We start from the raw sequence: 24,572 nt of genomic DNA, 5'->3' as shown, positions 1-24,572 counted from the left end.
TTCCCGGCGATTTGATCTTGGGCGGCAGCCAGACGTTCGGCTTCTTTTAATGCTGCAGCTTTTGTCCTGAATGGTCCGATGTCGTTTTCTTCAGTGTCAGGCAACCAGGCAGGGAGGAACCACCAGCCTCCTGGTCGTCCGTAGCTGGCCGTGCTTCGGACTGATCCGATGCCCTCAGCGATGAACCAGCCAGGATCGACCCCGTCCTGTCGCCATGAGATTTCTGACATAGTGCGTGTCATCCTCGATAGAATGTACCCTCAAACTCTAGGTCTCGTTTCCGAGTTCTAGCCACTCCATATAGGCCGACAGCAAAAACGCGTCGATAGTGGTCTGAGGATTTTCGGCGACGCTACGGGCGAAGACCGACCAAATATGCTTGCGCGGCTCGGTCCTGCCAATCCGGGTCGTTGCCGGATGCGTGCGTCGGCTCTCGATATCACACCCTCCTTAACTGAGGAGGCTGCACATCCCCAGCAATTCCCCTTCAATACCCGCCCTGCGGCTTTGGAGGCACAATCGATGATGCAGATTATTACACAGCAATTCTATGGAGCCTTTGCTGAAGAGCTTTGTGAGATGCACCGACTTAGATACAGGGTTTTCAAGGAACGACTCGCATGGGACGTTCAGACCAGCGGGGACATGGAAGTCGATGAATTCGATGCACTCGGTCCTGTCTACCTGATTCAGCGATCGAGCAACTATAGCGTTCAGGGCTGCGTACGGCTGCTTCCATCTACCGGACCGACGATGTTGCGCGATACCTTCCCTGTGCTGCTCGATGGACAGCCCTTTAACGCGAATCATTCGGTCTGGGAAAGCAGCCGTTTCGCGCTGGATGTTGACGCTGAAGCGCGGGGAACAATGCGCGGGCTGACCAGCGCGACCTACGAGCTCTTCGCTGGCATGATCGAATTCGGCCTTTCGAGGCAGCTCACCGAAATCATCACGGTGACCGACGCCCGGATGGAGCGCATCTTGCGTCGCGCCGGGTGGCCTCTGCGGCGGGTCGGCCAAGCAAGGACATTGGGAAACACCCAAGCCGTTGCCGGCTATCTCGAAATTTCAGCGGCCGCACTATCCCGGGTCCGCGACACCGGAACACTCCGCTCACCTGTGCTCTGGGAGCCGGCGCTGAAAGCTGCGTAGAGGGTACCGTATGTCAGCCCGCTCAACTTCCCAACCATTAGCGATCGCGATCTCAACAGACATGTCTCACCCTGCCCAATCGACCAATATCAGTCTACATCACTTGCGATCCGCGGTTGCTGCGGCCGATTGCGGAAGCTTTCGACAGGCGGCCGAATTCCTGTCCGTGCAGCATTCGGTGCTCAGTCGCTCGATCAGTCAATTTGAGCACCTGGTCGGAGTGGCTCTCTTTGACCGTTCGACTGGCGGGGTTGTGCCAACGCGGGCCGGGCGAACGATCCTGCAAATGTCGCGAATGATCCTTGAGCAGCTCGACACGCTGGTCGCAACGGGCCGCTCGAGCGGCCGCGGCGAGGCGGGCCACCTTTCCGTAGGTTTCTGCACCTCAATATCTGCAGGCAATCTGCGCGCCACTCTCGCGGAATTCAGGAAGCGAGCTCCCATGGTCGCGCTCACCACAGCCGAACAGTCGCGCACGCGCCTGATGGATTCTGTTCGCATTGGCACGACCGATGTCGCCGTTGTGCCTGGAGGACGTACGCTGGCCGGTCAGAAGAGTCTACCGGTTTGGAGCGAACGCATTCTCGTTGTGCTTCCAAAAGATCATCCGCTGCTCACCCGCAACGTTATCTACTGGACCGATCTTCTCAACGAGACGGTTCTTCTAAGCCAACGTGATCCGGGAAGCGATATAAAGGAGCTGCTGGTTTCAAAGCTGGTTGCCAATGAGAGGCGACCAAAGATCGAGCGGCATGATGTCAGTCGAGGCATCATCAAGAGCCTCGTCAGCTTGGGGCTTGGAATAAGTCTGGTGCTCGAAGCTGACGTCGGAGCCAACTTCACCGGCGTGGTCTATCGGGAAATCCAGGACGGCTCTGGACCAAGCCGTATGGGCTTCAACGCGTACTGGCGAAAGGACAATGAGAACCCGGCGCTTATGCGCTTCCTGGATCTCCTGGCCGAACGCTATCCCTCGCCGCCTTCAACGGCAGAGGGGTGACTTGAACGCCTAAGCTTTCTGAAACCGCGATCGGTGCCCATGAACCGTGCCAGCATCGGCGCAATCAGCTTGGTGGGATCCACTGACTGGTTCGATTCACGCGAGAGGGTCTCGGCATAGGCAACAAGATCTCGATGCACGGACGCCGGCAGATCGACACTGATCTTGACGGGTTTTTCATCTGGGATCGCTGCGATTTTGAGTTTTGGCATGTGCATCACCCTTTATATGGCTCCAGAACGAGATCACGGTTGATATTGACGCGGATCGGAAACCCGGGTCGGACAGTGAGTGTGGGCTGGATGTTGAGACTGCGCCGAACCACTTGCTGTCCGGTTTGGTTGAGCGAGTCCGCCGCGCCATGCCGCAACGCCTGAATGATCGCACTATCGTTGCTGTTGGTATCGGAGCCAGCTCCCAATTCTGTGCCGACGGCCAGGAAGGTTGAAAGTGCGGCTGCCTTGAAGAGTTCACCCCAGTGGTTGTCGACCTCGTCTTCAAGCCCTGCATACCCTGATGGGTCCGCGCCGGGTTGCCGCTCGAGGACGATGGAGCGCCCGTTCGGCATGATCAGCCGGGTCCAGACCAGCAACACACGTGACTGGCCGAAGCTGATCTGGCTGTCATAGATACCGATGAGACGCGCGCCCTGCGGGATCAGCAGAAAGCGGCCCGTCGGCGTGTCGTACACGTGCTCGGTGACTTGAGCCGTGATTTGTCCCGGCAGATCGGAGCGGATCCCCGTGATCAAAGCTCCGGGAATGACGGTTCCTGCCTGCACCACATAAGGTGAAGCAGCTTTCGTAATCCGATCCGGACTCGTGGTCCGCTTGTCCACGGCAGCATTCACGAATGCAAGCTTCCGGTCCTGCGCATTCTGCGCAGATCCCTCCTCGCTATTGAATGCCGGCGCAGCCACGTTCGCGCGATCAACTGCTTGCCCGGTGCCTATCGGATTTGGGGCCTCTCGCGCATTGAGGGTGGCAAACAAGCGGCTGATGCGCGCAGCCTCTGCCTCCTGGTTCTCTCGCTGCCGCTCCTGATCGGGCGAAGCTCCAGCGGCACCAGCTGGCTGCCCCTGAGCAGCGAGGATCGGGCGGCCAAGATCGCCTGGAAGCGGCGGGCCCAGCTGCGGCACCTGGCGTGGCACCTTCGTATAATCCTGCGGAAGCGCGGTGATACTTTCCGCAACGTTGTGATGATCAGTGCTGTAGAGCTCTTCTGGCCTCGGACCGCGGGCCTGATTTTTCTGCAGCGCCCAGAAGGTCGCCCCAGCCACAAGGAATACTGCGAGGGAGCTTCCGGTCAACAGGACCTTGCGCGAAAGGCGGGTCACGCGCGGGTATTCCGGCCGGAGCCGAAACAGCTCTGCCTGGTCCGGAGACGTCCGCTGCGTGCCGGCCGGTTGTTCTTCTTCCTGACGGTCGGTCATGTCGAGCTCCCGTCGGTCCGAACAATTCTGACCTTCTGCTGGTGCTCTCCGCCGAGGCGAAGTTCGGCGGCTGCGAACAGCCGATCGACAATCAGCAGATTGCCATAGGCCCGATAATTGACGATCTCGGTCTTGCCGTCAGGGCCGAGGGCAAACAGGGGCGGCATTTCGCCCTGTACGATGCCTTGCGGAAATTCGATGTAGACCTTGCGACCATCATCATAGGCCGCAATGGGACGCCAGGGCGCGTTGTCACCTTCGATACGGTAACGGAAGCGGCGCTGCGCGATGTCGGGCAAAGCAGGCGTCAAAGGTGCTGATTGTCTTTTGCCCTGCCGATCTTGCGGGTAGTACCACGCAACGAGCGGCATGTAGGGCTTTTCGCGCGAACGAAGCTCAATCAGATAGGTGCGCCGATCCGTGTTGATGACGAGGTTCGTTTCGATCGACGCGCGCGTCGGCTTGACCAGGACATGGACGCGGCGGGTGTCCCCGCTTCCGTTCTCGGTGTCACCGACGACCCAACGCACCGTGTCACCGGCCGCGATCGGGCCGGACCCGACCAGCTGTTCGCCCTCTTCCAGCGCGATGTCCGTGATTTGACCCGGCGCTGCGTAGATCTGGTACAGGGCACCGGGACTGAAGCTGTAGATCTGCGCGGCGTTGAAATACCCGCTTTTGCGTGGCTGGACGCGAGCTGCGCTGTTGGCCGCTTCGACCCTGTCGACCGGCTCGGTTTCCTCCTTTGTCCCCGATTTGCCGCCGAGCGCCGGCTTCCAGGCGGGCGGGACGTGAAGTGGCCGGCTCCGATCATCGACATCGGCTGGTCCCGGCGGCACTGGCGGCACGTCGGAGTCATAGGTGATTTGGGGCGGAATATAGGTCGAGCAGCCGCCAAGCATGCACGCGAGGACCGCGAGCACTGAAACGGCCGCCCTGGCCGATGCCCCTGGAGAGACGCCGGTCGCCACTTGAGAGGATGGCGGCTTCATTGCCCGAGCTCCTTCGACCAGCTGATTGCATTGACGTAGACGCCGAGCGGATTCTTGCGCAACCGATCGGCATCGCGAGGCGGCTGAATGACGATCGTCAGAATGGCGGTCCAGCGCTCGGTTGAACCAAGCGATCCGTTCTCGTAGCCGCGCTCGACCCAGGCGACACGGAAGCTTTCCGTTGAGGCGCGGATCACGCTCGAGACCTCGACTGAGACTTGCGTCTTCCCGAGCCTTGCGAAGGGATCATTGCTCCTGGCGTATTCGTTGAGCGCAGCGGCCCCGCGGTCGGTGGTGAAGTCGTAGGCCCTGAGCCAGTTCTGGCGCAGGACAATGCCATCTGCCGGCAGACCGCGAACGTCCTCGATAAAGCGAGCCAAGTGATAGGCAATCTGAGCATCGCTGGGTTCGAAATCAGCTGTCGCGGGAGCCACTCTTTGCGCCTGGCCGAGACGATCGACTTCGACGACCCACGGCGTGATCGTTCCTTGGCTGGCTTGCCAGGCCAGCCCTGCTGCGAGGCCACACGAGAGGGCCAGGCAGCTGAATGCCATCAGCCGCCAATTTTTGGCCTGCACACGTGCCGAACCGATGCGCTCGTCCCACGCTTGCGCCGCCTTCTGGTAGGGCGTCACCGGCGCGGGCGTTCGCCCGTAGTGAACCGAAGACCTCTTGAACATCAGTCATTTCCCCAAGAAACGGAATTGAGACTTACATTTTGCTCATTGGCCAAGCGACGAGTGCGGAGGGGCGCAATCACGTCGCTTGCTCGACACGCACGAGCTGTCTGAACACGCACAGGCAACGCGAGACACGGCAGGCCCTGCATTGCCGTCTACGAACGCTTGAGCACAAACCGCGGAGGTCAGGCAGCAAATGCCCGAGCGGCAGCGTAACGAGGGCGTCCCGCCGATCCTGCATGGTCGGCATCTCGAACACTTGTTGCGTTTCGTGCAGTGGCGCTCTCACTGCGGCGGACTGGTCATGCGTAGCCTGCCAGAGAAGCGCGGGCGTAAGGCTCAACGAGAGTGCTTGAGAAGCCAGCACCAGAGCTTGCCAGGCCGGGCCATGCCAGGCGCGCCCCCCAGGGCGCGCGCTTGAACTTGGCTGGTCAGTCCTGTGGCCATATTCGCGCAGCTTCTCAGCAAACGGGCACTTTGACATCTAGCGCCCTCCATCGGACAGATCGATCGAGCTGCCACTTCCACCATGGTCTCCCGACCGAACGGCATGAGTTGCCGCCGAAACTCCATGGCTGATTGTCTGCGCGCGCTTCATGCGCCGCGCCCAATCCGGCGGACCTTCCCCCGAGCTGGCAGAGGTCGTGCCGCTCGACTGGCTGCCGCTATGGATCGATGCGGAGGCTCTGCGGAGCGGACTGACAGAAGCGGAAGCAGCAGCCTCGGCAACACCACCGATGCCGCCGCTCCGGTAGGCGGCCGCCGCGCCGCTTGCGATCGCGCTGCCGCCCCGCGCCGCACCTGCGATCGCTCCGCCGGCGAGGCCGACAGCGCCGGCAGCCAGACCGGCTCCTGCTGCAGCCATCCCGCCGGCCGCAAGTCCCGTACCGACCGCGCTGCCCGCTCCGAGTTGGGGACCACCGGATACCAGTCCGTTCGCGATTCCGGGTCCAAAGATTCCAAGACCCAAAAGCGACAATGCGGCCAAGACCAGAGTCATGGCATCTTCGATTGTCGGCTGACCGCCATTGAAGCCGGAGGTGAACTGGGAAAACAAGGTCGAGCCGATACCGACGATCACGGCCAGCACCAGCACCTTGATGCCGGACGACACGACATTGCCAAGGACGCGTTCGGCCGCAAACGCCGTCTTGCCGAACAGGCCGAACGGAAGCAGCACGAACCCTGCCAGCGTCGTCAGCTTGAACTCGATCAGCGTGACGAAGAGCTGGATCGCCAGAATGAAGAAGGCGAGCAGGACGACGGCCCAGGCGAACAGCAGGACGACGATCTGGACAAAGTTCTCAAAAAAGCTGATGTAGCCCATCAGGTTCGAGATCGAATCCAGGATCGGCCGGCCGGCATCGAGTCCGACTTGTGCGATTTTTCCGGGGTGAACAAAATCGCCTGCCGAAAGGCCTGTCCCTGAGGCCTTCAATCCGAGACCGGCGAAGCTTTCGAAGACGATACGGGCGAGATGATTCCAATTGCCGATCAGGTAGGCGAAGACAGCGACGAACAGGGTTTTCTTGACGAGCCGCGCGACGATGTCCTCATCCGTGCCCCAGCTCCAGAACAGGGCGGCCAGGGTGATGTCGATCGCAGCCAGTGTTGTCGCAAGATAACCCACCTCGTCGCCAAGAAGCCCAAAGCCATTGTCGATGTAGCGGGTGAAGGTCTCGAGGAACTGATCGATAATTCCCGTGCCCGTCATTGATTACCTCCCTCGGGTGACGCGACGGAGGAATCGCCTTGAGGCATTCGGCTCTGATCTTTCGGCGCCGACAGCACCGGCGAGCCGGCTCGATCGTTGGCAGCGGGACTGATCGAGCTCATTCCTGGACGGAAGAACCGGCGCCGGTTCTCCGCCCAGATCCTCTGGCAATCCTGATACGCCGGAGAATGCTCTGACGTCACGGTACGGCAGCGGGTGAGATCGGATTCCATGGGACGGCTGGCCGCTATGCTCGATGGCTTCGAACCCATGATTTTGTCCGGTCCGCGTAGCTGGATCGTGCATGCGACGATGAGTGCCGCTCCGGCGATCACCGTGATAGTGAGCGACACTGCCTGGAATGCCTTTTGATCGCTCATCAGTGAAACATCTGCACGTTGGAGGATTGATAGCCCTGACCACTCGTCAGAAAGCGCCGAAGCTGCTCGCGCGCTTGGTCCTGAGCCGCGGCGCGCCGGGCGGATTCGAGCGATTGAGCTCTGCCCTGCGCCGCCACGGTCGCGGTCAAGTCGGCGAGCTGCGCTGCCTGTAGTGCCAGGATCTGGTTGCCGGCTTGCGTGGCCTGCAGGGCCCCGCTTGCACCCTGGCTTGAGCTCACCAGTGCCGAGGTCTGAATGCGGTTTGTGTCGAGATTTCCGACAACGCCGGCTTGCACACGGAGCGCGTCCTGAAATGCCGCGACCGAATTCTGCCAGCGCGATTGCGCACCTGCGATCAACGCTGAATCGGATTGGCCGCTGGTTGCCGGTCCGTAGCTGGTGGCAAAGGCCCGATCGATCTGCTGCACGTCATAGGCGATGCGCTGGGCCTGGTTGAGAAGCTGCTGGGTGCGCTGAATGGAGCTCTGGAGCTGCTGCAGCGAGGTATATGGCAGGCTTGCGAGGTTCTTCGCCTGGTTGATCAACATTTGCGCCTCGTTCTGCAACGAGGTGATCTGATTGTTGATCTGCTGCAGCTCTCGTGCTGCGGTCAGGACATTCTGGACGTAGTTGTTGGGATCAAAGACGATCCATTGCGCCCCGCTGGGCGCGGTTGTCAGAAGCGAGACAGCAACGATGCTGATCGCCAGAGCGAGACGACGAGGGCTCATTGCGATTTCTCCAGATTGCCAAGATTGGGAATAAGGTCCACGGCCCAACCGGCTCCGCTGTGCTGGAGCCAAGCAGGCACAAAGGCCTCGCGCCCGTGCTCTATGACCAATCGATCGATCGCGGCCTGGTCCGTCTTGGAGGATGCAGCCGCAAAGGCGAGCGCGACTTCACCGAGCCCGAGCTCGAACATGCGGTTGCCGCGGCGGGACTGGCAGTAATAGTCCCGTTTCGGCGTCGCGCGGCTCAAGAGCTCGATCTGGCGATCGTTGAGCCCAAAGCGGCGGTAGATCGCGGTGATCTGAGGCTCGATCGCCCGCTCATTCGGCAGAAGCAATCGAGTCGGGCAGCTCTCAATGATGGCAGGAGCGATGTCAGATCCATCGATGTCCGACAAAGACTGTGTGGCGAACACCACAGACGCGTTCTTCTTGCGCAGCGTCTTCAACCATTCGCGCAGCTGGCCGGCAAAATCCGCATCATCAAGCGCAAGCCAGCCTTCGTCGACGATCATGAGCGTCGGCCTGCCGTCGAGGCGGTTGCCAATGCGGTGGAACAGATAGGCCAGCACCGCGGGTGCCGCGCCCGTTCCAATCAGTCCTTCGGTTTCGAACGCCTGAACCGACGCCTCACCAATTCGCTCGAATTCTGCATCGAGCAGCCGGCCATAGGGTCCACCGAGGCAATAGGGTTGCAAAGCGCGTTTCAGGGTCGTCGACTGGAGCAGAACGGACAGCCCTGTCAGGGTCCGCTCCGGCAGGCGCGCTGAAGCAAGGGAGGTCAGCGCCGACCATAGATGATCCTTTGCCTCCGGCGTGATTTCGATCTTCTCGCGGGCAAGGATCGAGGCGACCCAGTCCGTGGCCCAGGCCCGTTCCGCCGTATCGTCGATCCAGGCCAATGGCTGCAACGCGACCGGCTCGGACGCATCTTGCGACAGCGCGCCGCCGAGATCGTGCCAATCGCCACCCATCGCGAGGGCTGCCGCTCGGATTGAGCCTCCAAAATCGAAGGCGAACACCTGAGACTGGGGATACCGGCGGAACTGGAGCGCCATCAGCGCCAGCAGGACCGACTTGCCGGCCCCGGTCGGACCAACCACAAGCGTGTGTCCGACGTCCCCGACATGAAGCGCGAAACGGAAGGGAGTTGACCCTTCTGTCTTGCCAAAAAGCAGGGGCGGAGCCTTGAAATGATGATCTCGCGCCTCGCCGGACCAGACGGCCGACAGCGGAATCATGTGCGCAAGGTTGAGGGTCGAAATGGGCGGTTGCCGGATGTTGGCGTAGACGTGTCCAGGCAGGCTGCCGAGCCATGCTTCGACGGCATTCACCGTCTCGATCATGCAGGTGAAGTCGCGCCCCTGAATGACCTTCTCGACGAGCCGCAATCTGTCGTCGGCCGAGCGCGCATCTCGTCCCCAAACGGTAACGCTCGCCGTCACGAACGCTTCGCCGATCTGGTCCGACCCGAGCTCCTGAAGCGCCGCGTCCGCATCCATCGCCTTGTTGTGGGCGTCGGTATCGAGAAGCGAGGAGGCCTCGTTGGTCATCACCTCCTTCAGGATCGCAGCAATCGACTTCCGCTTGGCGAACCACTGGCGCCGGATTTTCGTCAGGAGCTTTGTCGCATCCGTCTTGTCGAGCATGATCGCCCGGGTCGACCAGCGGTACGGGAAAGCGAGACGATTGAGGTCATCGAGAATTCCGGGCGTGGTCGCTGTCGGAAACCCGACGATGGTCAGAACGCGCAGATGTGCCGCGCCCAACATCGGCTCAAGACCACCGGTCAAGGGCTGGTCGGCGAGCAATGCGTCGAGATACATGGGAATCTCGGGCACACGAACCCGATGCCGTTTGATCGAGATCGTCGAATGCAGGTAGGTCAGCGTCGCCTCGTCGCCGAGCCAGGCGCATTCGGGCATAAAGCCCTCGATAAGCTGCAGCACGCGGTCGGTTCGGTCGGCAAAACCGCTGAGAACTTCGCGCGCGTCGGCACTTGGCGTGCGAGTGCCGCCTTCATAAAGAAGCCGCTCCGCCCTCGCCGCATCCTCCGCCGGCGGCAGGTAGACGAAAGTCAGGTAATAGCTCGAGTCGTAATGGGCGCCCTCTTCTTCAAACTGCGCGCGGCGCTCGGCATCAACCAGCGCCGATGCAACGTCCGGAAATGTGTCCGGCGGATACGCTCCTGCGGAATGGCGCTGCGCCTCCACGAAGACGGCCCAGCCGGATCCCAGGCGGCGCAGAGCGTTTTTGAGACGACCGGCCACGGCCACGAGTTCGGCCGGGACCGCGCTGTCCAGATCCGGTCCGCGGAATCTGGCCGTTCGCTGAAACGAGCCGTCCTTGTTCAGGATGATGCCCGCGTCGACCAGAGCCGCCCACGGCAGGAAATCGGCAAGCCGCGTGCTCGATCGGCGGTATTCCGCGAGATTCATCATGGGGGAGCTCTAGATGTTGAGATGGGCTGGGACGCGCAGGTGACGGCGCACCACTTCGACGAATGCGGGGTCTCGCTTGGCAGCCCAGACAGCTGCCGCGTGACCAATGGCCCAGAGCAGGAGACCGGCGATCCACAAGCGCAGTCCGAGCCCAAGGGCTGCGGCGAGCGTGCCGTTAACGATGGCGACCGACCGGGGTGCTCCGCCCATCAGGATCGGCTCCGTCAGCGCCCGATGCACCGGCGCGATAAATCCTGCGACAGGCTCGTCCATCACACCACCACCCCGCCGCCGAATGAGAAAAACGACAAGAAGAAGCTCGAAGCTGCAAACGCAATCGAAAGCCCGAACACGATCTGAATCAGCCTGCGAAAGCCGCCCGAGCTATCGCCGAATGCCAGCGTCAGGCCCGTGACGACGATGATGATGACGGCGATGATTTTGGCGACCGGTCCTTCGACCGACTGCAGGATCTGATTGAGCGGCTGCTCCCAGGGCATGTTGGAGCCGGCGGCCCAGGCGGGCGGACTCATGAACAGGACCGCACCGAGTAGCGCGATGGAAACGCTCCAATGCGGCACTCGGTTTCGATGGCTCATGTTTCGGTTGCTCATGTGAAGTCTCCTGCTGGTGAAAGGCTGTAATCCCCGGCCGCTCCGAGGCCGTTGACGCGCGCAAGTTCGGCAAGCCGGCGCTCGGCACCGCGCCCGGACAGGACCGCAACGACGTTGATGGTTTCGGCGATCAGGGCGCGCGGCACGGTCATCACGGCCTCCTGGATGAGCTGCTCGAGCCGGCGTAGTGCGCCGAGCGCAGTGCCCGCATGGATGGTGCCGATCCCGCCGGGATGACCGGTGCCCCACGCCTTGAGGAGATCAAGAGCCTCAGCGCCCCGCACCTCGCCAATGGGAATGCGGTCCGGACGCAGCCGAAGTGAGGAGCGCACGAGATCCGAGAGCGAGACCACGCCATCCTTGGTGCGCAGCGCGACCAGATTCGGCGCTTTGCATTGCAACTCGCGCGTGTCCTCGATCAGCACGACCCGGTCACTGGTCTTCGCGACCTCGGCAAGCAATGCATTTGTGAGCGTGGTCTTGCCCGTTGATGTACCGCCAGCGACCAGGATGTTTTTGCGCGAGGCCACGGCCTGGCGCAGTGCCGCGGCGTGATCGGCCGTCATGATGCCTACCCTGGCATAGTCGTCGAGCGTGAAGACCGCGACGGCGGGCTTGCGAATGGCGAATGCTGGTGCCGTGACGACAGGCGGCAATAGGCCTTCAAACCGCTCTCCGGTCTCGGGGAGTTCGGCAGAAATACGGGGCGCGGCGGCGTGGACCTCGGCCCCGACATGATGCGCCACCAGGCGAATGATGCGCTCGCCATCGGCGGCGGAGAGTTGTTCACCTGTGTCAGTCAATCCGCTGGAGAGCCGGTCGACCCACAATCGGCCGTCAGGGTTCAGCATCACCTCGACGATCGCATCGTCTTCGAGGTAGCGCGCGATAGCGAGCCCCAGCGCGCTGCGGAGCATCCGCGCGCCGCGCGAGATCGCCTCCGACTGAAGAGAATGGATTGCCACTGCTTGCCCCACCGATCGAGGGCTAAAACAGCGCCCTCGGATGGGGATCATTAGAAAAACCACCAATGACCTTCCTGCAACCAGGCGATCATCTTCGTCGTAGCCTGGCGTAGAAAGAGAAAGGCCGGAGCAGGCAGCAAGGCCGGCGCAATCAGTTGGTGGACTCCTCGGGCGCTCCACGAACGATATCGTCGGGAATCTCCCGCAGGAAGCTTTGGCCCTTTTGCAGGCGGCGGCCCAATGTCTCGACGAAACCTTCAAAGCGCTCACGTCCCTTGATCTGAGCGGCGGCCTGGGCTTCGTTCGGCAAGGGAGGCGTGATCGTCAGCCAAAACCGAACAAACAGAGCCAACGTCTCCGCCGTCAGCCCGACATCCCGCTCAAGTCGCTGCACTTGCCGGGACAACCGGTCGAGACGGCGGGCGAAGGCCGCCTCTTTGCGATCGACTCCATCCGGTGACAGAAACGAGGCGACAGCCGCCTCGACGATGGCCGATCGCGAGAGGTTTTTGCGATCGGCAAGGTCGGAGATCTGCTTCAGAAGCTCCGGGGGGAAATACACGTTCATGCGGTTGCGCATGGGACCTCAGAGATCAATGCCGTCGTTTGGGTCAAGCGCCGCCTGGCGGGCCACGCCCCGCATCTGCTGGCGAAGAAGCCGGGCTTGACGCACGGCCTCATCGTCGTCGTCGAGCACGGCGAACTCTTCTGCCGGCGTCACATCGGTTGTCTCTTTGACGATGGCGACGTGGTCGGGAAGCTCGGGTTCCCGGCGCAGACCGCTGTTGGCGACATCGGTTTCGGACTCTTCGGTCTGGACGGTTGCGTCATTCCGCACGGGGAGCTTGAGGCTGGACCAACTATCTTCCCGGGAAGACCGCCCCAGTCTGGCCGGCTCTGGCGGTGAGAGAATGCGCTCGGCAAAGCGCCTATCTTCGTAGTAGCGCACCTTCTTGGCTCGGATCGGCGCCGTCCCGGCGACCATGACGATTTCGTCGGCGGGAGGAAGCTGCATCACCTCGCCGGGCGTGAGCAAGGCGCGTGCAGTCTCCTGCCGCGACACCATCAGATGGCCAAGCCACGGGTTCAGCCGATGACCGGCATAGTTCTTCATGGCTCGCATCTCGGTCGCAGTCCCAAGCGCGTCCGAAACGCGCCTCGCGGTTCGCTCGTCGTTTGTTGCGAAGCTCACGCGGACATGGCAATTGTCCAAAATCGCGTTGTTGGGCCCGTACGCCTTCTCGATCTGGTTCAACGACTGCGCGATCAGGAAGGCCTTGATCCCATATCCGGCCATGAACGCGAGCGCCGACTCGAAAAAATCCAGACGCCCCAGAGCCGGGAACTCGTCCAGCATCATCAGGACGCGGTGGCGCCGGTTCTTGGCTTGCAGATCTTCGGTGATGCGACGGCCAATTTGATTGAGCACGAGACGTATGAGCGGCTTCGTCCGGGAGATGTCGGACGGAGGCACGACAAGGTAGAGCGTCGTCGAACGAGCATCGGCAATCAGGTCCGAGATCCGCCAGTCGCATCGGCTTGTCACCTGCGCCACCACCGGATCCCGATAGAGTCCAAGAAACGACATCGCGGTCGAGAGCACGCCGGAGCGCTCGTTCTCGGATTTGTTCAGCAGTTCTCGCGCGGTTGAGGCGACAACCGGATGTGGACCCTGCTCACCAAGGTGCGAGCTTGTCATCATCGCCTTCAGCGTAACCTCGATCGGGCGCCTCGGGTCTGACAAAAAGGCCGCGACCCCGGCGAGCGTCTTGTCGGGTTCTGCATAGAGGACGTGCAGGATGGCACCGACAAGCAGGGAGTGGCTGGTCTTCTCCCAGTGGTTCCGCTTGTCGAGCGACCCTTCCGGATCGACCAGCACGTCCGCAACATTCTGGACGTCCCGAACCTCCCATTCGCCGCGGCGTACTTCGAGAAGGGGGTTGTAGGCAGACGATTTTGGATTGGTCGGATCGAACAGCAACACCCGGCCATGTCGGGACCGAAACCCGGCCGTGAGCTGCCAGTTCTCGCCCTTGATGTCGTGCACGATTGCCGAGTCTGGCCACGTCAGGAGGGAAGGAACAACAAGGCCAACGCCCTTGCCGGACCGGGTCGGCGCAAAGCAGAGCACATGCTCCGGTCCGTTGTGGCGGAGGTAATCCTGCGCCAACCTGCCAAGCACGACCCCGTCCCCACCCAAAAGTCCGGCCGCCTGCACCTCCCGCGCATCGGCCCACCGCGCCGAGCCGTAGGTCTGGACATTCTTGGCCTCGCGCGCCCGCCACACCGACATGCCGATCGCGACCGCGATTGAAACGAAGGTCCCGGAGGCCACGATGAATGCACCCTCGACAAAGATCTGAGGGGCGTAGGCGTCGTAGACGAACCACCACCAGAAGAAGACGGGCGGGTAATAAATCTTGAAACCCGAGAACGCGAACCACGGTCGCCCTAGCTCCGGCTGATAGGCGAGCCGCCAAGCCGTCCACTCCGTTGCTCCCCAGATGGCCAGCAAGACGATCAGGCCGACGACAATCACCTGTCCCCAGAGGATTTTGGTTCCGGACATCCCGAGCCCCTTTCGAAAATTGACGATCGGAGATCGACGATTCTGCCGGCGGAAGGGACACGTTCGACGCCCGCGATTCCACGGAAGCGAAGCTGTTGCGCGCGACTGTCCATCGCGTCGATCAGGGCGTACCCCTCGCCAGCCGGTTCGTCATGCAGTCCAAGATCGACTCCTCGCCCAACGATGCTGTTTCTTCCTCTGCCGCGAGGATGCCTCTTCTGCGGGGCAGGGGAAAAGGCGCGGGCGCAGCCGTTGCGGTAAGGCGATCGAGGCCTTGGTCGTCCGTCGCCTTTGATCAGCCCATTCGAGGTTAGGGTCGCGAGCCATCAACGAACTGACCGAGAGAATGACTGCCACCGGCACCTACGCAATACAAGGACGCAACTCCGTCGATCGGACATATGGGGACGGAAGAGCATCATTGATGAGGAAAGCGCACGTTGGCAAACGGGAGCGCCCCCAATCGCATTCCGGCGCACGGGATCGGGCTTTGTGTTCGCCCGCGGGTCGGAGCACTCTGCGGTATCCTAAGATCACAAGATCAATCACTATCTCACGCTCAGTCCAATGCTGGAGCGGTACGATCACCGTGATCCCGGCTTCAACCGGGTACACTGAATGAAATGGTGATACGCTGTTTGAACGCGTGAAGCACCTCGCTGCTCTTCAGGAAGCCAAGCAATCAATCACAGGAGATTCATCCATTGCAAGTTTTCGATCGAGAGCGTGGAATTGTGAAGCGCACTTGTGAGCAGTTGAAAGCGAGGCCAGTGCGGGGAGCATCTCTCACATAAATGCGCTTACGCGGCGGCGACGCGCCTGCGCTAGCTTCCCATGCTGGCGCTGATGCGCCGCGGGGGCCTATCATTGAATCACGAGCCGTTTCGTCGTCTTTCTCCGGCCGCAAATCCGACGGAGTCGGATCAAGACAGGTCTGTTCATGCAGCCATCGTAGAGTCGAGTACCCCGCGTAAGGTGGGGCACGTCAACGACCAGAGCAGGGTCGAGCGTCGCCGGCGTCTCCTAAAGAGCACGCTTCACAGCGCGAGGCCGCGGTCTGCGAGCACCTGATGCGTGAGCGCGCCCTTGATCTTGCAGGCGATTTCCTTGCTGATCTGGGCGCCGAGCATCCGTTCGGCATCGGCGTCGGCAGCCAGGCCATGCTCGGCAAGCCGACGCGCCAAGCGGCTGTCGAACTCCATGCCCATCGCATCGAGGAGCCGCTCCTGCATTGCTTCATGGGCTTGTGGCGCGATGCGGCTTACCACTGTTTCCCAAGGTTGCCAGCGGGTTGCCAGGTAATCCACGAATCCTGTCGCCTCCTGGTTTCGCACCGAAGTCTCGGCCGCGGCAATGTCGCGCTCGGTGACGTGGGAGACGGCGAAATAGCGCATGTCCGGAGCGATGTGCCACAGCTGAAGCGGCTCGCGCAGCTTGACCTGATAGGCGAGATAGACCTCGATCTCGTCGACGAAGCGGAGTGATCTGACCTTGTTGCGGGCAATCTCCTGCAACGCGTCCAGGCGGAACATGACGCGGCCCTGCTGCAGCAGCTCGTCGAGCCGCTCATCATAGGCCCCGTCCTCCACATCAGCATTCAGGCGTGCGGTCTGCATGTTGTTCCAGGTCAAAGTGATGCGATCCTCGCAGCTCTCACTCGCTCCGATGGCCAGCTGAAAGTACTGCTCGCGCAACCGTGGCCTGGTCGTCGTTTGCCGCAGATCCTCTGCGACCGTCTCCCGAAACGCATCATTGGCATAGCTCACGGTGTCCCGCAGCCGGTCGAGGAAACGTGAATATTCCTGGGCACCCGGCTCGGCAGCGAAGCTCTGCCAGGCGGCCACGGCGGCCGGTTCATCAGAAAGCCAGTCCGCGACGGCCTCGGCCAGGGGCCGCGCCGGACCGTGCGCCACTCCTTGGCCCATAGAGAAGTAGACCTGGGGGCCGGCATAGTCCGCAGCATTGATGACTGCGGCCAGATGGGTCCGGACCCGATCGGGCAGCGGATTCTCGTCCAGATCAATGGTGCCCTCAGAGCGAAACTGTGTCAGCAGTGTCTCAGGCAGGCTGGTCAGCTGGTTGTGGTCGGCGTAGAGAGTCACGAGTCCAGCCGGGAAGGCGTTGGGCAGACTTGTCAGCTCGTTCGCGCTGACGCTAAGGAAACTGAGCTCGCTTGGGAGGCGGGCGGGCAGCGCGGTTAGCCGATTGCGGGCAGCATCGAGCTGCCGGATTCCAGCCGGGAGGGTCTCGGGCAAACTACTCAGCCGGTTGCTGCGGGCGTTGAGCTCTTCAAGCGACGCCGGAAGGTTATCGGGCAGGCTGTCCAGCTGATTGTCATCGACGTTCAGGCGCCGAATCCCGGCCGGGAGGTCGGGCAAGCTGCTAAGACGGTTGTCGCTGGCGTCGAGCTCCCGAAGCGTTGGCGGAAGTGAGTTGGGCAAACTGGTCAGCCGGTTGCCGTTGGCGTTGAGCTCTCGAAGCGTCGCCGGAAGGTTATCGGGCAGACTGTCCAGCCGATTGAATCCGACGTGTAGACCCCGGAGATAGAGTCCGGTGGGGAGCACAGCGGGCAAGCTAGTCAAAGACAGCACCGAAATCTCCAGCGACTGCGGCACCCCCGCATTGGCTGTCGCCTCCTGCAAAGCTCTCATTCGTCTGACTGCCTCTTGCCGGTCTTCGTGTTCGCCCTGGCCCGCTTCGGCAGCCCAGCCCTCCAGGAGTTGGTCCGACGACGGCTCTCCGGCATCAGAGGCCCGCGCTCTGGTCAATGCTCCGACCCACTCCGCTGCGGTCCGAGCGAGACCGCACAGGCAACCTTGCCGGTGGGGGCGCTCGGAAGCTTCGGGAGTGATGCCAATGTCCCGTTGGGTCCGCCCTGCGTCCATTAATGTCGCCTCTTTCGCCAAATCAGGAAAATGCGCCGGAACAGCCGATAGCTGTCAGCGTGGAGGGTGATTATCGTCGAATGGTGTTGCGGGTGATCAAGAAGCGGCTTGCCACCAGATGCCGAACACGATGCACATTCGTTCGGCGGGCAGTTGCAGCCAGGCACAGTACGCCCGCACGGGGTCGCTGACTCGTTTGGTATGTAAAGGAATCCATTCCATTATCCGCCACCAGATCAAGGAGAGATCAAGCAAACCGCGTTAGTGTGAACAGATGCGTGCTGACTTATGAGGCTTGGCTGTCGATAAGCTGACGAGGCTCGGAAAAATTCCTTGGCCGAACAGCCACGCTTATGTCGAGGGATTCGTGGATGGAAGCTGCCGCGATGGGGGGTGCCCCCAGTGCACATTGAGGAAGCAATGGCTCGTTGCCGAGAGCTGCGGCGGGCCATGATTGGTGTCTATAGTGGCGCGACGCAACGGGCGCGCGAAACGCGTCGTTGAGACGCTTCGCTAACATTTGATGCCACCACGGAGTCGCCCCCTGATCAACGCGGACGTGGATGCATGGAGCGACCTCACGTCATCACCTCAGTCGCCAGTGAAGCGCCGTAGATTGTGCTCGCTTCATCAACACGGAATCGTTGGCTTGCGGATGGGGTCGAGCGTTCCAGGCGGTAACGCTCCTCCAGCAGACGCAGCCGCATTTTTCGAATAGGCTCAAAGGGCGCCGCGTTGAAACCATAGGAGATCACCAGCCAGGCTGGTCCGTGATCTTGAGATGGCGTGCAAACCGCAATCAGCCTCGCGGTGGCGGGCGGACAAGATCGCTACAGGCCGAGGTCGCGCTTCCGGCCGAAGCTCCATTCGATCCCGCCGCCCTCCTTCATGGTGCCGGCAACGTGCTGGCCGAACCGTTTCTCGAGCTCGCGCGACCAGGGCACCAGCTGAAATCCGAGCCCGTCGTCGATCATGGCAAAACGCCCCGAGGCGAGCGTCAAGCGCTGACGATACGTGCCCGCCACGTGCTCGCCGGTGGCGCCCTTCACGTGAGGCAGGCCGGTCTCGGCCGAGATTCTTGCTGCCACCTCGTCCAGCTCGCGTCGGCGCAACGTATTCAGGAGATCACGCTGGAAGGTGATGCGCTGGCCCTGCCGTACCGCCAGACCTTCCCGAACCAGATGCTCAGTGCGAGCTTGGAGAGCCTCGCGCGTCTGGCGACCAAAGCCGCCCATGGCGAGCGGCATGGGGCTGGATTCAACCAGCCGGTGGTCGAGCCAGGTGGCGCCTTTCGCGGTGACCTGCTCACCAAGATCGAGATCAGAACGGGCCGCAAGGACCAAGGTGGGACGCGGATCGTCGGGTTGACCGAAGCGTCGGACTTCAACGATGCCGCCGAGGGGCGGCGCATGTTCGAAGGCCTCGATCCCGCGGAAGCGGACATGATGCGCGCGCCCATCTGTTCCGTCGATCAGGACGTAGGCCTCGCCGGTCAGTTCGTCATGTAATCCACGATCGACCAGCCGTCCGATGATCGGGGAGGTCGGCTGTCCACCTTCGATGACATAGTCGGCAACGCCGCGCGCCTCCCCACGCTCGGTAAAGGCGCGATGCATAGTCTTGATGATGTCGCCGCGCATGCCGAGGTCGCGGAGATGACGTTCAGCCTCGAGCCCGACCATCCACTCCCCTGGCGCAGCTGACGCAGCAAGGCCCATCTTCTCCAGATGCTGAAGGCGGCCGACCATCAGGCGCCGGATTTCGGGATCGGAGCTGCGCGGATTCTCAGGGCGAAGATCGACATAGCCGGTTTCGTCGGCTGACAGCCGAATCTCCCGATCGAGCCGCGTCCATCGCTCTGCGGTGACTTCCCTCTCCAGCGCGCTGCGAATCTCATGCTCCGGTTTTGGACCCAACTCGATGGCGGCCAGTTCCTCGGCGCGTGAGCGCAGGCCCCGGCTGATGTAGTCGCGCGAGATCACGAGGTCGGCACCTTCGTCATCGACGCCTCGGACGAGAAGATGGACATGGGGGTTGTCCGTGTTCCAGTGATCGACGGCCACCCAATCGAGCCGCGTGCCAAGATCGGTCTCCATCTGTTTGGCGAGGTCGCGGGTGAAGGCCTTGAGGTCAGTCATGTCGCCGGCGTCCTCGGGCGAGACGATGAACCGGAAATGATGACGGTCGTCGTGGCACCGTTCCGCGAAGGCCACGCCATCAGCACGGTCGCTGCCGGCATCGAACATCTCGGCTCGCTCGCCGCTCCGCGTCACCCCGTCGCGCTTCAGGTATGAAAGATGAGCGGTCAGCGGCGCCGAGCGGAATGAACGTCCCTTGTGACGTACGACGCGCGCCTTCACCACGACGCGCCGTGTCGGGCTGAACAGCCGGCTGCGGCCAAAACCGAGCCGGCCGCGGCCAAACGTCGAGTGCCCATAGCCCGCGGAAGAATGCTTGGCCGCAACGTGAGCCGAGGAGTGTCCGGCTTTCTTCGCGGCCCGCAGCACCTGATTGATGAAGCTCTTCGGCTTGGGAGCCGGGGTGCTGCGTATGCGCCCGGGCCGAATCCGCAGATCGCTGTCGCCATTGCTCACTGCCAGGCCTCCGGGCCATCAAAAGCAGCCACAGTGCCGATATTGTTATTGATTGCATTCATAAAAATGCACGGCGCGGCACGCGCCCCGACCGACCGGCACGCCAGGACCCAAGCCATGTCAATGGCTTGCGGTCCGACAGGCGAGCCCCTTTTATCTCGCCGTCCTGCCCTCGTGTTCTCCCGGTCGCTGCTTCCAAGCCAACAGACTCTCGGTACTCGCGGCGATTTGCGACAAAATGCAGTTCGGGTCATTGAGGTAGATCCTCGAATAGCGCCGGCCCGAACACGTCGGCTGGTGGCCGATTGATTGCGAAAGAGCCGCCGCGGCTTGGCAGTTGACCTGCGAAGCCCCCACTGTTTCCGAGCGTTTGCGATAGCGATCGTTACCCGAAGGGCCGAGACACCCGTAGGGTGGCTCGGTGAGGAGCGAAGCGACTAGTAGAGCGCGGGCCGAAGGCATCGCCCATATGGCATCAGCGCGTCATTATCGCACTCCTTCGCGAACTCTTGCCCGCGTGAGCGAGGGTCCTTTAGTAGCAAACCCTGGTCCACGCTGAGACGTTGAAGACACGTGCGGAATTGCGTCGTGAGGAACGTCGGGAGCGGCTCCGCAACAAGCGGACTCCAGTGTCGAAGGCCCTCCGCTGCAGAGCCGTCCAAGCGATCTGGGCGATGCACGTTGAAGCGATGCAGTTGTGCGGTCTGAGCATGCAAGCCTATGCCCGCGCACATGGCATATCGCAGCATACCCTGAGGCGATGGCGCGATTTGATCGACGCCAACGAGGTTGAAATCGACTGGCGGACGCACCTTCATCCGGGTGCCCGCCCGCTAGTGCTAAGACTAGTGCTAAGGATGGCGCAGGTTGATTCCGGTTGACAGCGATGACGAGCGGGCAATTGCAACTGGCGTCGTTTGTAACGATACTGCATGGCGGTCCAAAATTGCGATGTGATGGGGTTATAGAGGTGACGCAGTCTTCCCGAAACGGAGCGGACGCCAAGCTGTTCGCCGAGGCCATTGCGGCGCTTCGTGAGTTGGTCTCGCGTGCGCAAGACGCCACAGACGAGTCGTTCGACGACGGCCATTCGGTCGATACTTGGAAGAGCGAGGAATTCCGCGCCGCGATAGAGCGCGCCGAAGCAGTGATCGCGAAGGCGGAAGCGGCCATAGCTGAGCGCCGCAAAGAGTAGAAGCTCGCCGACTCGGCCCATTGCCTCCCGGGGCCGCTAGGCTCGTCAAGGCCCGACGTCATGTGCAGCCCACGGACGCATACGTCGTGCCTTCCCCCTGCCCTCGCCCTACCGTCCATTCTTCTCCAGGGTACGCCAATGTATGAGAGCTAACGCGTTCGCTCATCGCCGAACTTCCGCATCAGATCTCGTGACGAACAGCCCCATCGCCGTGGGCGCAATGGCCGAAATGGCGTGGCCGAAGACTGCGATCGGTCCGCGATCTGGCACACGGCGGGGCGGCGACGAGGCGAAGTTTTCTGAGGTTTCGGAGAGCACGGCAAAGAGCGTCGCTGCCGACGGCCGCAAGTTGGCGATGGCCCTGGAAACCGACATGTCGCCGCCGATCCTTGGCGCGAGCTTGTCCAAGTAGGCGAGAGTTTCAATGGGCAATGGGCGGCCAGCGAGATGCTCTTTGTAGCGAGCAGGTCCGGCATTGTAGGCCGCCAGGAAACCCGGCGAACCGTAACGGTCGTGCAGCTCGCGCAGATACCCCGAACCAGCAAGAATGTTGTCGTGAGGATCGTAGGGATCATTGCCAAGACCGTATCGCAGACGTAGTTCGGCCCACGTTTCCGGCATGATCTGCATCAGCCCCATGGCACCTTTCGGGGACTTGGCCCGCGCATCTCCAGCGCTTTCGAACTCCAAGACTGCGCGTATCCAGTACGCCGGTACGCCGAAGCGACGCGAGGCCTCGTCAATGAACTCCGCAAACCGGTCGTGAGTACGAAATCCCGCCATGTGCTCTGCGGATCGTGTCGCGGCGGAGGCAGCGGCGTCACCCACCGTCAGCGCCAAGAACCACACAACAACAACGCAAATGCCGGTCCCGACCGAACGCCAGCATGCCGCCGTGTTCGTGCTCCTCCCGGGTAAGGTCGCGTGGCGCCGGCCCATCGGCCGCCCGCGGACAACGTCCGGGGCAGGCTTTGGACCGGCCCTGCGCGCGACGGTTCCGCGATGGTTGGCCGGGACGGAGGAATGATGCAACATTCGGCCGAACAGCCGAATGGCAGATCGGAGTCCTAACACGTGCACGTCAGTCCTCCCAGGTCCACACGGGGAGCGCACGACCAAGGACGGCGGATGCCGGCAGAAAGCCGAAGTATCTTCCGTCCAGCGAGTCGGCGGACTGCCAGTTCATGACAAAGAGTTCGCCCTCGCCAACGACGCGGCAGCCTTGCCATTTCGGCAGGGGACGACCGCGGCCATCGCGATCTCGTGCCTCGCCCATTGCGATCGCGTCGACGGTCACTGCGAGCCCGGTTCTACAGACGGTCTGCCCCGGAAGCGCCAGCACGCGCTTGAGCATCGGTATCCCGGCCGGCAGATAGCCGCCCACGTCAAGAAAGGTTGCAAGCGGCTCCGGCGGCTGGACCGCGAGAAGCTCCGTCACGAACAGCTTTTCCGCAGGCTGCAAACGATACAGGCCGATCGGCACGCTGTCAGATGCATTCCAGACGTAGAGTGGTGTCTGGTCGAGCCCCATCGGTGCGAGAAGGGCAGCAGCGCCGGCGAACATCATTGCCAAGGTCTTCCACGGACTTGTCATCGCATGGTCCTTTGCCGCTGAAGCCACGCCTGGTGTCTCGCTTTCGTATATGGACGCGGGTTTTCGTTGACGGACAAACGGTTATGAACGTGATGCCAATGATCAGGCGCGACGTCGGCGGGATCGATGCCGAGTGCCTCAACGGCATCGGTCATTTGCAGCACTCGCTCGACCTTCGGCCAGCCGGACAGACGCAGCAGAATCTCTCCGCCGGGTGTCACATAAGGGACGGTCGAGCAGCGCTGTCCAGGCGCGACCGCGCGCAGGATGTCGATCCGCGAAATGACCGTTCCAAAGTCATTGGATGTCCAGCGAACGAAGGCAAAGATGCTGCCTGGCGCGAATGACAGGACGCGCCGGTGGCGATCAAGCTTCCGTTCCTTGACGATGCGACCGAACCGAATGCGGTTTTCGATGCGCTTCTCGAGCCACAGCACTTCCACTTCGGTGAGATCGCTCATGCCGCCGCTCCTGGAGACCGGAATGAGGAGCCGTAAGCTTGGGCGACGGTGAAGCGCCTGTACGGCTTCTGCCGACAAGGAGGATTGACGGCCTGCGGTTGCCAGTCGCCTGAGATGCGGTTTCCAGCTCGGTCCGTTAGAAGAAATCCGAAGGATTTCTGGTTAGTAAAGTTAGAGCGGCTGGAAAGCGCGGAGAAACAAGCTCTTAAGCTCGATTCCGGTCCCCGATAGCACGAGGATCGGGTCCCCGATAGCACGAGGGTTGCGGTCCCCGATAGCACGAGCTGATTCACAGGTTGTCCTCCGAATTTGAGATGAAACCGCGCCGGCGCAGGCGTGCCGTTAAGGGATCAACAGGAGTAGGCGCGAAGTTCAGTCGCTCGGTGCCGTTCGGATCGCGCGTGAGCACGAGCTGATAGCCGGGCAATGTCTGGCGCTGGACGATCTGACGTACGTCGTAGGCAAAGTGCTTGAGCGGCGAGAGGATGCCGGACTTGGCATGGAGATGCACAAGATCAAAGCTCCAGCCGCCATCCTGGCGGCCGCCGTGCTTGCGCACGAGCCGGTAGAGCCAGCGCTCAAGTCCGCCGGTTAGATCGAAATACGCGCGATCAATCGTGAGCACGAGCGCGTCATCGATGACGCCGGAATAGAACCAATCCGGCAAGATCAGTTCGAGCCCGAACGGGCGTCCGTTTGCGTCGGCTGTCTCCTTCCATTCGTTGATCCAGGAAAAACGATGCCGCCGTCGTTCCGCAATCTGGCGGATCGACGTCAACACGGTCGTTGATTGCAACCTGTCGAGGCCAGCCTTCAGCCGATCGTAGTCACGTGCGCTGGTGCTGCGGCCGACGAACGTCAGAATCTCGTATGGGGTTGCAGCCATCAGCCGCGAGGTCTTCAGCCCTGCGTCTCGCGCCTCGACGATCTGCGACGCGGCCCAGATCAGAACGTCTGCATCCCAGATGGTCGCCATGCCGTGTTCCGGCACGGCTTCAACACGAATTGCGATTGCACCCGCGCGGAAATCGATCGGTACGATCCGCTTAGTCTTTGCCAGCGAAAAGAACGGATAAGCCATCAGATCCTGCGCATCGCGGGGCGCGAGATCACCGGGCAGCGCCCGAAAGAGCTCAAGCTGCTCGCGCTCGGAATGGTGCTTGCGTCGCATGGTCG

General features: G+C 61.9%; 24 protein-coding genes. 4 read left to right on the top strand and 20 right to left on the bottom strand.

Translation table 11 applies throughout. The features are described 5' to 3' along the window. Positions 1-522: 522 nt before the first annotated feature. On the top strand, positions 523-1,152 hold the full coding sequence (locus JJE66_RS15730; protein WP_200515099.1) for an acyl-homoserine-lactone synthase: 630 nt from the start codon (positions 523-525) through the stop codon (positions 1,150-1,152). A 10-nt stretch (positions 1,153-1,162) separates the two neighbouring features. Beyond that, the gene (locus tag JJE66_RS15725) at positions 1,163-2,152 is read left to right on the top strand and encodes a LysR family transcriptional regulator (RefSeq protein WP_311979894.1); all 990 of its coding nucleotides are present in this window, start codon (positions 1,163-1,165) and stop codon (positions 2,150-2,152) included. Here the strand turns inward: JJE66_RS15725 and JJE66_RS15720 are convergent. The 16 genes from JJE66_RS15720 to JJE66_RS15645 all read right to left on the bottom strand — a co-directional run bounded on the left by JJE66_RS15720 (position 2,119) and on the right by JJE66_RS15645 (position 20,146). Continuing rightward, the gene (locus JJE66_RS15720) at positions 2,119-2,364 is read right to left on the bottom strand and encodes a DUF2274 domain-containing protein (RefSeq protein ID WP_200298289.1); all 246 of its coding nucleotides are present in this window, start codon (positions 2,362-2,364) and stop codon (positions 2,119-2,121) included. The genes JJE66_RS15725 and JJE66_RS15720 overlap by 34 nt on opposite strands. A 5-nt stretch (positions 2,365-2,369) precedes the next feature. Continuing rightward, positions 2,370-3,584, bottom strand: a complete 1,215-nt coding sequence (locus JJE66_RS15715) for a TrbI/VirB10 family protein (protein ID WP_200515098.1) — start codon at positions 3,582-3,584, stop codon at positions 2,370-2,372. Further along, complete coding sequence (trbG, locus tag JJE66_RS15710; RefSeq protein ID WP_246756402.1) at positions 3,581-4,486, bottom strand: P-type conjugative transfer protein TrbG; 906 nt, start codon at positions 4,484-4,486, stop codon at positions 3,581-3,583. The genes JJE66_RS15715 and trbG overlap by 4 nt, the downstream gene beginning before the upstream one ends. A gap of 86 nt (positions 4,487-4,572) precedes the next feature. Further along, positions 4,573-5,256 carry a conjugal transfer protein TrbF gene (trbF, locus tag JJE66_RS15705; protein WP_200515096.1) on the bottom strand — a complete coding sequence of 228 codons (684 nt, stop codon included), beginning with the start codon at positions 5,254-5,256 and terminating at the stop codon, positions 4,573-4,575. Positions 5,257-5,740: 484 nt separating this feature from the next. Beyond that, on the bottom strand, positions 5,741-6,970 hold the full coding sequence (gene trbL / locus JJE66_RS15700; protein ID WP_200515095.1) for a P-type conjugative transfer protein TrbL: 1,230 nt from the start codon (positions 6,968-6,970) through the stop codon (positions 5,741-5,743). Beyond that, a complete protein-coding gene (trbK-alt, locus tag JJE66_RS15695; protein ID WP_200515094.1) occupies positions 6,967-7,350 on the bottom strand; it encodes a putative entry exclusion protein TrbK-alt in 384 nt (127 codons plus the stop codon). Before trbK-alt ends, trbL begins: the two co-directional genes overlap by 4 nt. After that, entirely contained in the window at positions 7,350-8,081 is a 732-nt protein-coding gene (trbJ, locus tag JJE66_RS15690) for a P-type conjugative transfer protein TrbJ (protein ID WP_200515093.1), read from the bottom strand. The genes trbK-alt and trbJ overlap by 1 nt, the downstream gene beginning before the upstream one ends. After that, positions 8,078-10,519, bottom strand: a complete 2,442-nt coding sequence (trbE, locus tag JJE66_RS15685; RefSeq protein WP_200515092.1) for a conjugal transfer protein TrbE — start codon at positions 10,517-10,519, stop codon at positions 8,078-8,080. Before trbE ends, trbJ begins: the two co-directional genes overlap by 4 nt. 9 nt (positions 10,520-10,528) lie before the next feature. Continuing rightward, complete coding sequence (locus tag JJE66_RS15680) at positions 10,529-10,792, bottom strand: VirB3 family type IV secretion system protein (RefSeq protein ID WP_027534830.1); 264 nt, start codon at positions 10,790-10,792, stop codon at positions 10,529-10,531. After that, complete coding sequence (locus JJE66_RS15675; RefSeq protein ID WP_409362812.1) at positions 10,792-11,133, bottom strand: TrbC/VirB2 family protein; 342 nt, start codon at positions 11,131-11,133, stop codon at positions 10,792-10,794. Before JJE66_RS15675 ends, JJE66_RS15680 begins: the two co-directional genes overlap by 1 nt. Continuing rightward, entirely contained in the window at positions 11,130-12,050 is a 921-nt protein-coding gene (gene trbB, locus JJE66_RS15670) for a P-type conjugative transfer ATPase TrbB (RefSeq protein ID WP_210349681.1), read from the bottom strand. Before trbB ends, JJE66_RS15675 begins: the two co-directional genes overlap by 4 nt. A gap of 199 nt (positions 12,051-12,249) precedes the next feature. Further along, positions 12,250-12,678, bottom strand: coding sequence for a CopG family transcriptional regulator (locus tag JJE66_RS15665; protein WP_200515091.1), 429 nt, complete (start codon positions 12,676-12,678; stop codon positions 12,250-12,252). A 6-nt stretch (positions 12,679-12,684) separates the two neighbouring features. After that, entirely contained in the window at positions 12,685-14,667 is a 1,983-nt protein-coding gene (locus JJE66_RS15660) for a conjugal transfer protein TraG (protein ID WP_200515090.1), read from the bottom strand. 1,037 nt (positions 14,668-15,704) lie between these two features. Continuing rightward, the gene (locus JJE66_RS15655; RefSeq protein ID WP_200515089.1) at positions 15,705-17,552 is read right to left on the bottom strand and encodes an NEL-type E3 ubiquitin ligase domain-containing protein; all 1,848 of its coding nucleotides are present in this window, start codon (positions 17,550-17,552) and stop codon (positions 15,705-15,707) included. Positions 17,553-18,130: 578 nt separating this feature from the next. Further along, on the bottom strand, positions 18,131-18,307 hold the full coding sequence (locus JJE66_RS15650) for a hypothetical protein (protein WP_200515088.1): 177 nt from the start codon (positions 18,305-18,307) through the stop codon (positions 18,131-18,133). A 75-nt stretch (positions 18,308-18,382) separates the two neighbouring features. Next, the gene (locus tag JJE66_RS15645) at positions 18,383-20,146 is read right to left on the bottom strand and encodes a DUF3363 domain-containing protein (protein ID WP_200515087.1); all 1,764 of its coding nucleotides are present in this window, start codon (positions 20,144-20,146) and stop codon (positions 18,383-18,385) included. Between the two features lie 629 nt (positions 20,147-20,775). Between JJE66_RS15645 and tnpA the strand changes: the two genes are divergently transcribed. Both tnpA and JJE66_RS15640 read left to right on the top strand, forming a co-directional pair. Beyond that, positions 20,776-21,027: an IS66 family insertion sequence element accessory protein TnpA gene (gene tnpA / locus JJE66_RS38895; protein ID WP_409362811.1), complete on the top strand. Its 252-nt coding sequence runs from the start codon at positions 20,776-20,778 to the stop codon at positions 21,025-21,027. Between the two features lie 5 nt (positions 21,028-21,032). Continuing rightward, positions 21,033-21,341, top strand: a complete 309-nt coding sequence (locus JJE66_RS15640) for a hypothetical protein (RefSeq protein ID WP_246756401.1) — start codon at positions 21,033-21,035, stop codon at positions 21,339-21,341. A gap of 162 nt (positions 21,342-21,503) precedes the next feature. On the opposite strand, the gene JJE66_RS15635 is transcribed toward JJE66_RS15640, so the two are convergent. The 4 genes from JJE66_RS15635 to JJE66_RS15620 form a co-directional block, all read right to left on the bottom strand. Next, positions 21,504-22,280: a lytic transglycosylase domain-containing protein gene (locus JJE66_RS15635; protein ID WP_200515086.1), complete on the bottom strand. Its 777-nt coding sequence runs from the start codon at positions 22,278-22,280 to the stop codon at positions 21,504-21,506. A gap of 142 nt (positions 22,281-22,422) precedes the next feature. Beyond that, the gene (locus JJE66_RS15630; protein WP_200515085.1) at positions 22,423-22,935 is read right to left on the bottom strand and encodes a S26 family signal peptidase; all 513 of its coding nucleotides are present in this window, start codon (positions 22,933-22,935) and stop codon (positions 22,423-22,425) included. Further along, entirely contained in the window at positions 22,932-23,396 is a 465-nt protein-coding gene (locus JJE66_RS15625; RefSeq protein WP_200515084.1) for a DUF2840 domain-containing protein, read from the bottom strand. The genes JJE66_RS15630 and JJE66_RS15625 overlap by 4 nt, the downstream gene beginning before the upstream one ends. A 289-nt stretch (positions 23,397-23,685) precedes the next feature. Next, positions 23,686-24,567, bottom strand: coding sequence for a replication initiator protein A (locus JJE66_RS15620; protein ID WP_200515083.1), 882 nt, complete (start codon positions 24,565-24,567; stop codon positions 23,686-23,688). Positions 24,568-24,572 lie beyond the last annotated feature (5 nt).

Source organism: Bradyrhizobium diazoefficiens (assembly GCF_016612535.1).
Lineage (GTDB): Bacteria > Pseudomonadota > Alphaproteobacteria > Rhizobiales > Xanthobacteraceae > Bradyrhizobium > Bradyrhizobium diazoefficiens_C.
The sequence above is the reverse complement of the archived record's forward strand: the minus strand, read 5'-3'. Positions and strand labels throughout refer to the sequence as shown.

Bases quoted from the DNA above. Each gene is read 5' to 3' on its own strand.
- JJE66_RS15730 (WP_200515099.1), top strand. From the start codon at position 523: ATGATGCAGATTATTACACAGCAATTCTATGGAGCCTTTGCTGAAGAG.
- JJE66_RS15725 (WP_311979894.1), top strand. From the start codon at position 1,163: ATGTCAGCCCGCTCAACTTCCCAACCATTAGCGATCGCGATCTCAACA.
- JJE66_RS15720 (WP_200298289.1), bottom strand. From the start codon at position 2,364: ATGCCAAAACTCAAAATCGCAGCGATCCCAGATGAAAAACCCGTCAAG.
- JJE66_RS15715 (WP_200515098.1), bottom strand. From the start codon at position 3,584: ATGACCGACCGTCAGGAAGAAGAACAACCGGCCGGCACGCAGCGGACG.
- trbG (WP_246756402.1), bottom strand. From the start codon at position 4,486: ATGCTTGGCGGCTGCTCGACCTATATTCCGCCCCAAATCACCTATGAC.
- trbF (WP_200515096.1), bottom strand. From the start codon at position 5,256: ATGTTCAAGAGGTCTTCGGTTCACTACGGGCGAACGCCCGCGCCGGTG.
- trbL (WP_200515095.1), bottom strand. From the start codon at position 6,970: ATGACGGGCACGGGAATTATCGATCAGTTCCTCGAGACCTTCACCCGC.
- trbK-alt (WP_200515094.1), bottom strand. From the start codon at position 7,350: ATGAGCGATCAAAAGGCATTCCAGGCAGTGTCGCTCACTATCACGGTG.
- trbJ (WP_200515093.1), bottom strand. From the start codon at position 8,081: ATGAGCCCTCGTCGTCTCGCTCTGGCGATCAGCATCGTTGCTGTCTCG.
- trbE (WP_200515092.1), bottom strand. From the start codon at position 10,519: ATGATGAATCTCGCGGAATACCGCCGATCGAGCACGCGGCTTGCCGAT.
- JJE66_RS15680 (WP_027534830.1), bottom strand. From the start codon at position 10,792: ATGGACGAGCCTGTCGCAGGATTTATCGCGCCGGTGCATCGGGCGCTG.
- JJE66_RS15675 (WP_409362812.1), bottom strand. From the start codon at position 11,133: ATGAGCAACCGAAACATGAGCCATCGAAACCGAGTGCCGCATTGGAGC.
- trbB (WP_210349681.1), bottom strand. From the start codon at position 12,050: ATGCTCCGCAGCGCGCTGGGGCTCGCTATCGCGCGCTACCTCGAAGAC.
- JJE66_RS15665 (WP_200515091.1), bottom strand. From the start codon at position 12,678: ATGCGCAACCGCATGAACGTGTATTTCCCCCCGGAGCTTCTGAAGCAG.
- JJE66_RS15660 (WP_200515090.1), bottom strand. From the start codon at position 14,667: ATGTCCGGAACCAAAATCCTCTGGGGACAGGTGATTGTCGTCGGCCTG.
- JJE66_RS15655 (WP_200515089.1), bottom strand. From the start codon at position 17,552: ATGGACGCAGGGCGGACCCAACGGGACATTGGCATCACTCCCGAAGCT.
- JJE66_RS15640 (WP_246756401.1), top strand. From the start codon at position 21,033: ATGACGAGCGGGCAATTGCAACTGGCGTCGTTTGTAACGATACTGCAT.
- JJE66_RS15635 (WP_200515086.1), bottom strand. From the start codon at position 22,280: ATGGGCCGGCGCCACGCGACCTTACCCGGGAGGAGCACGAACACGGCG.
- JJE66_RS15630 (WP_200515085.1), bottom strand. From the start codon at position 22,935: ATGACAAGTCCGTGGAAGACCTTGGCAATGATGTTCGCCGGCGCTGCT.
- JJE66_RS15625 (WP_200515084.1), bottom strand. From the start codon at position 23,396: ATGAGCGATCTCACCGAAGTGGAAGTGCTGTGGCTCGAGAAGCGCATC.
- JJE66_RS15620 (WP_200515083.1), bottom strand. From the start codon at position 24,567: ATGCGACGCAAGCACCATTCCGAGCGCGAGCAGCTTGAGCTCTTTCGG.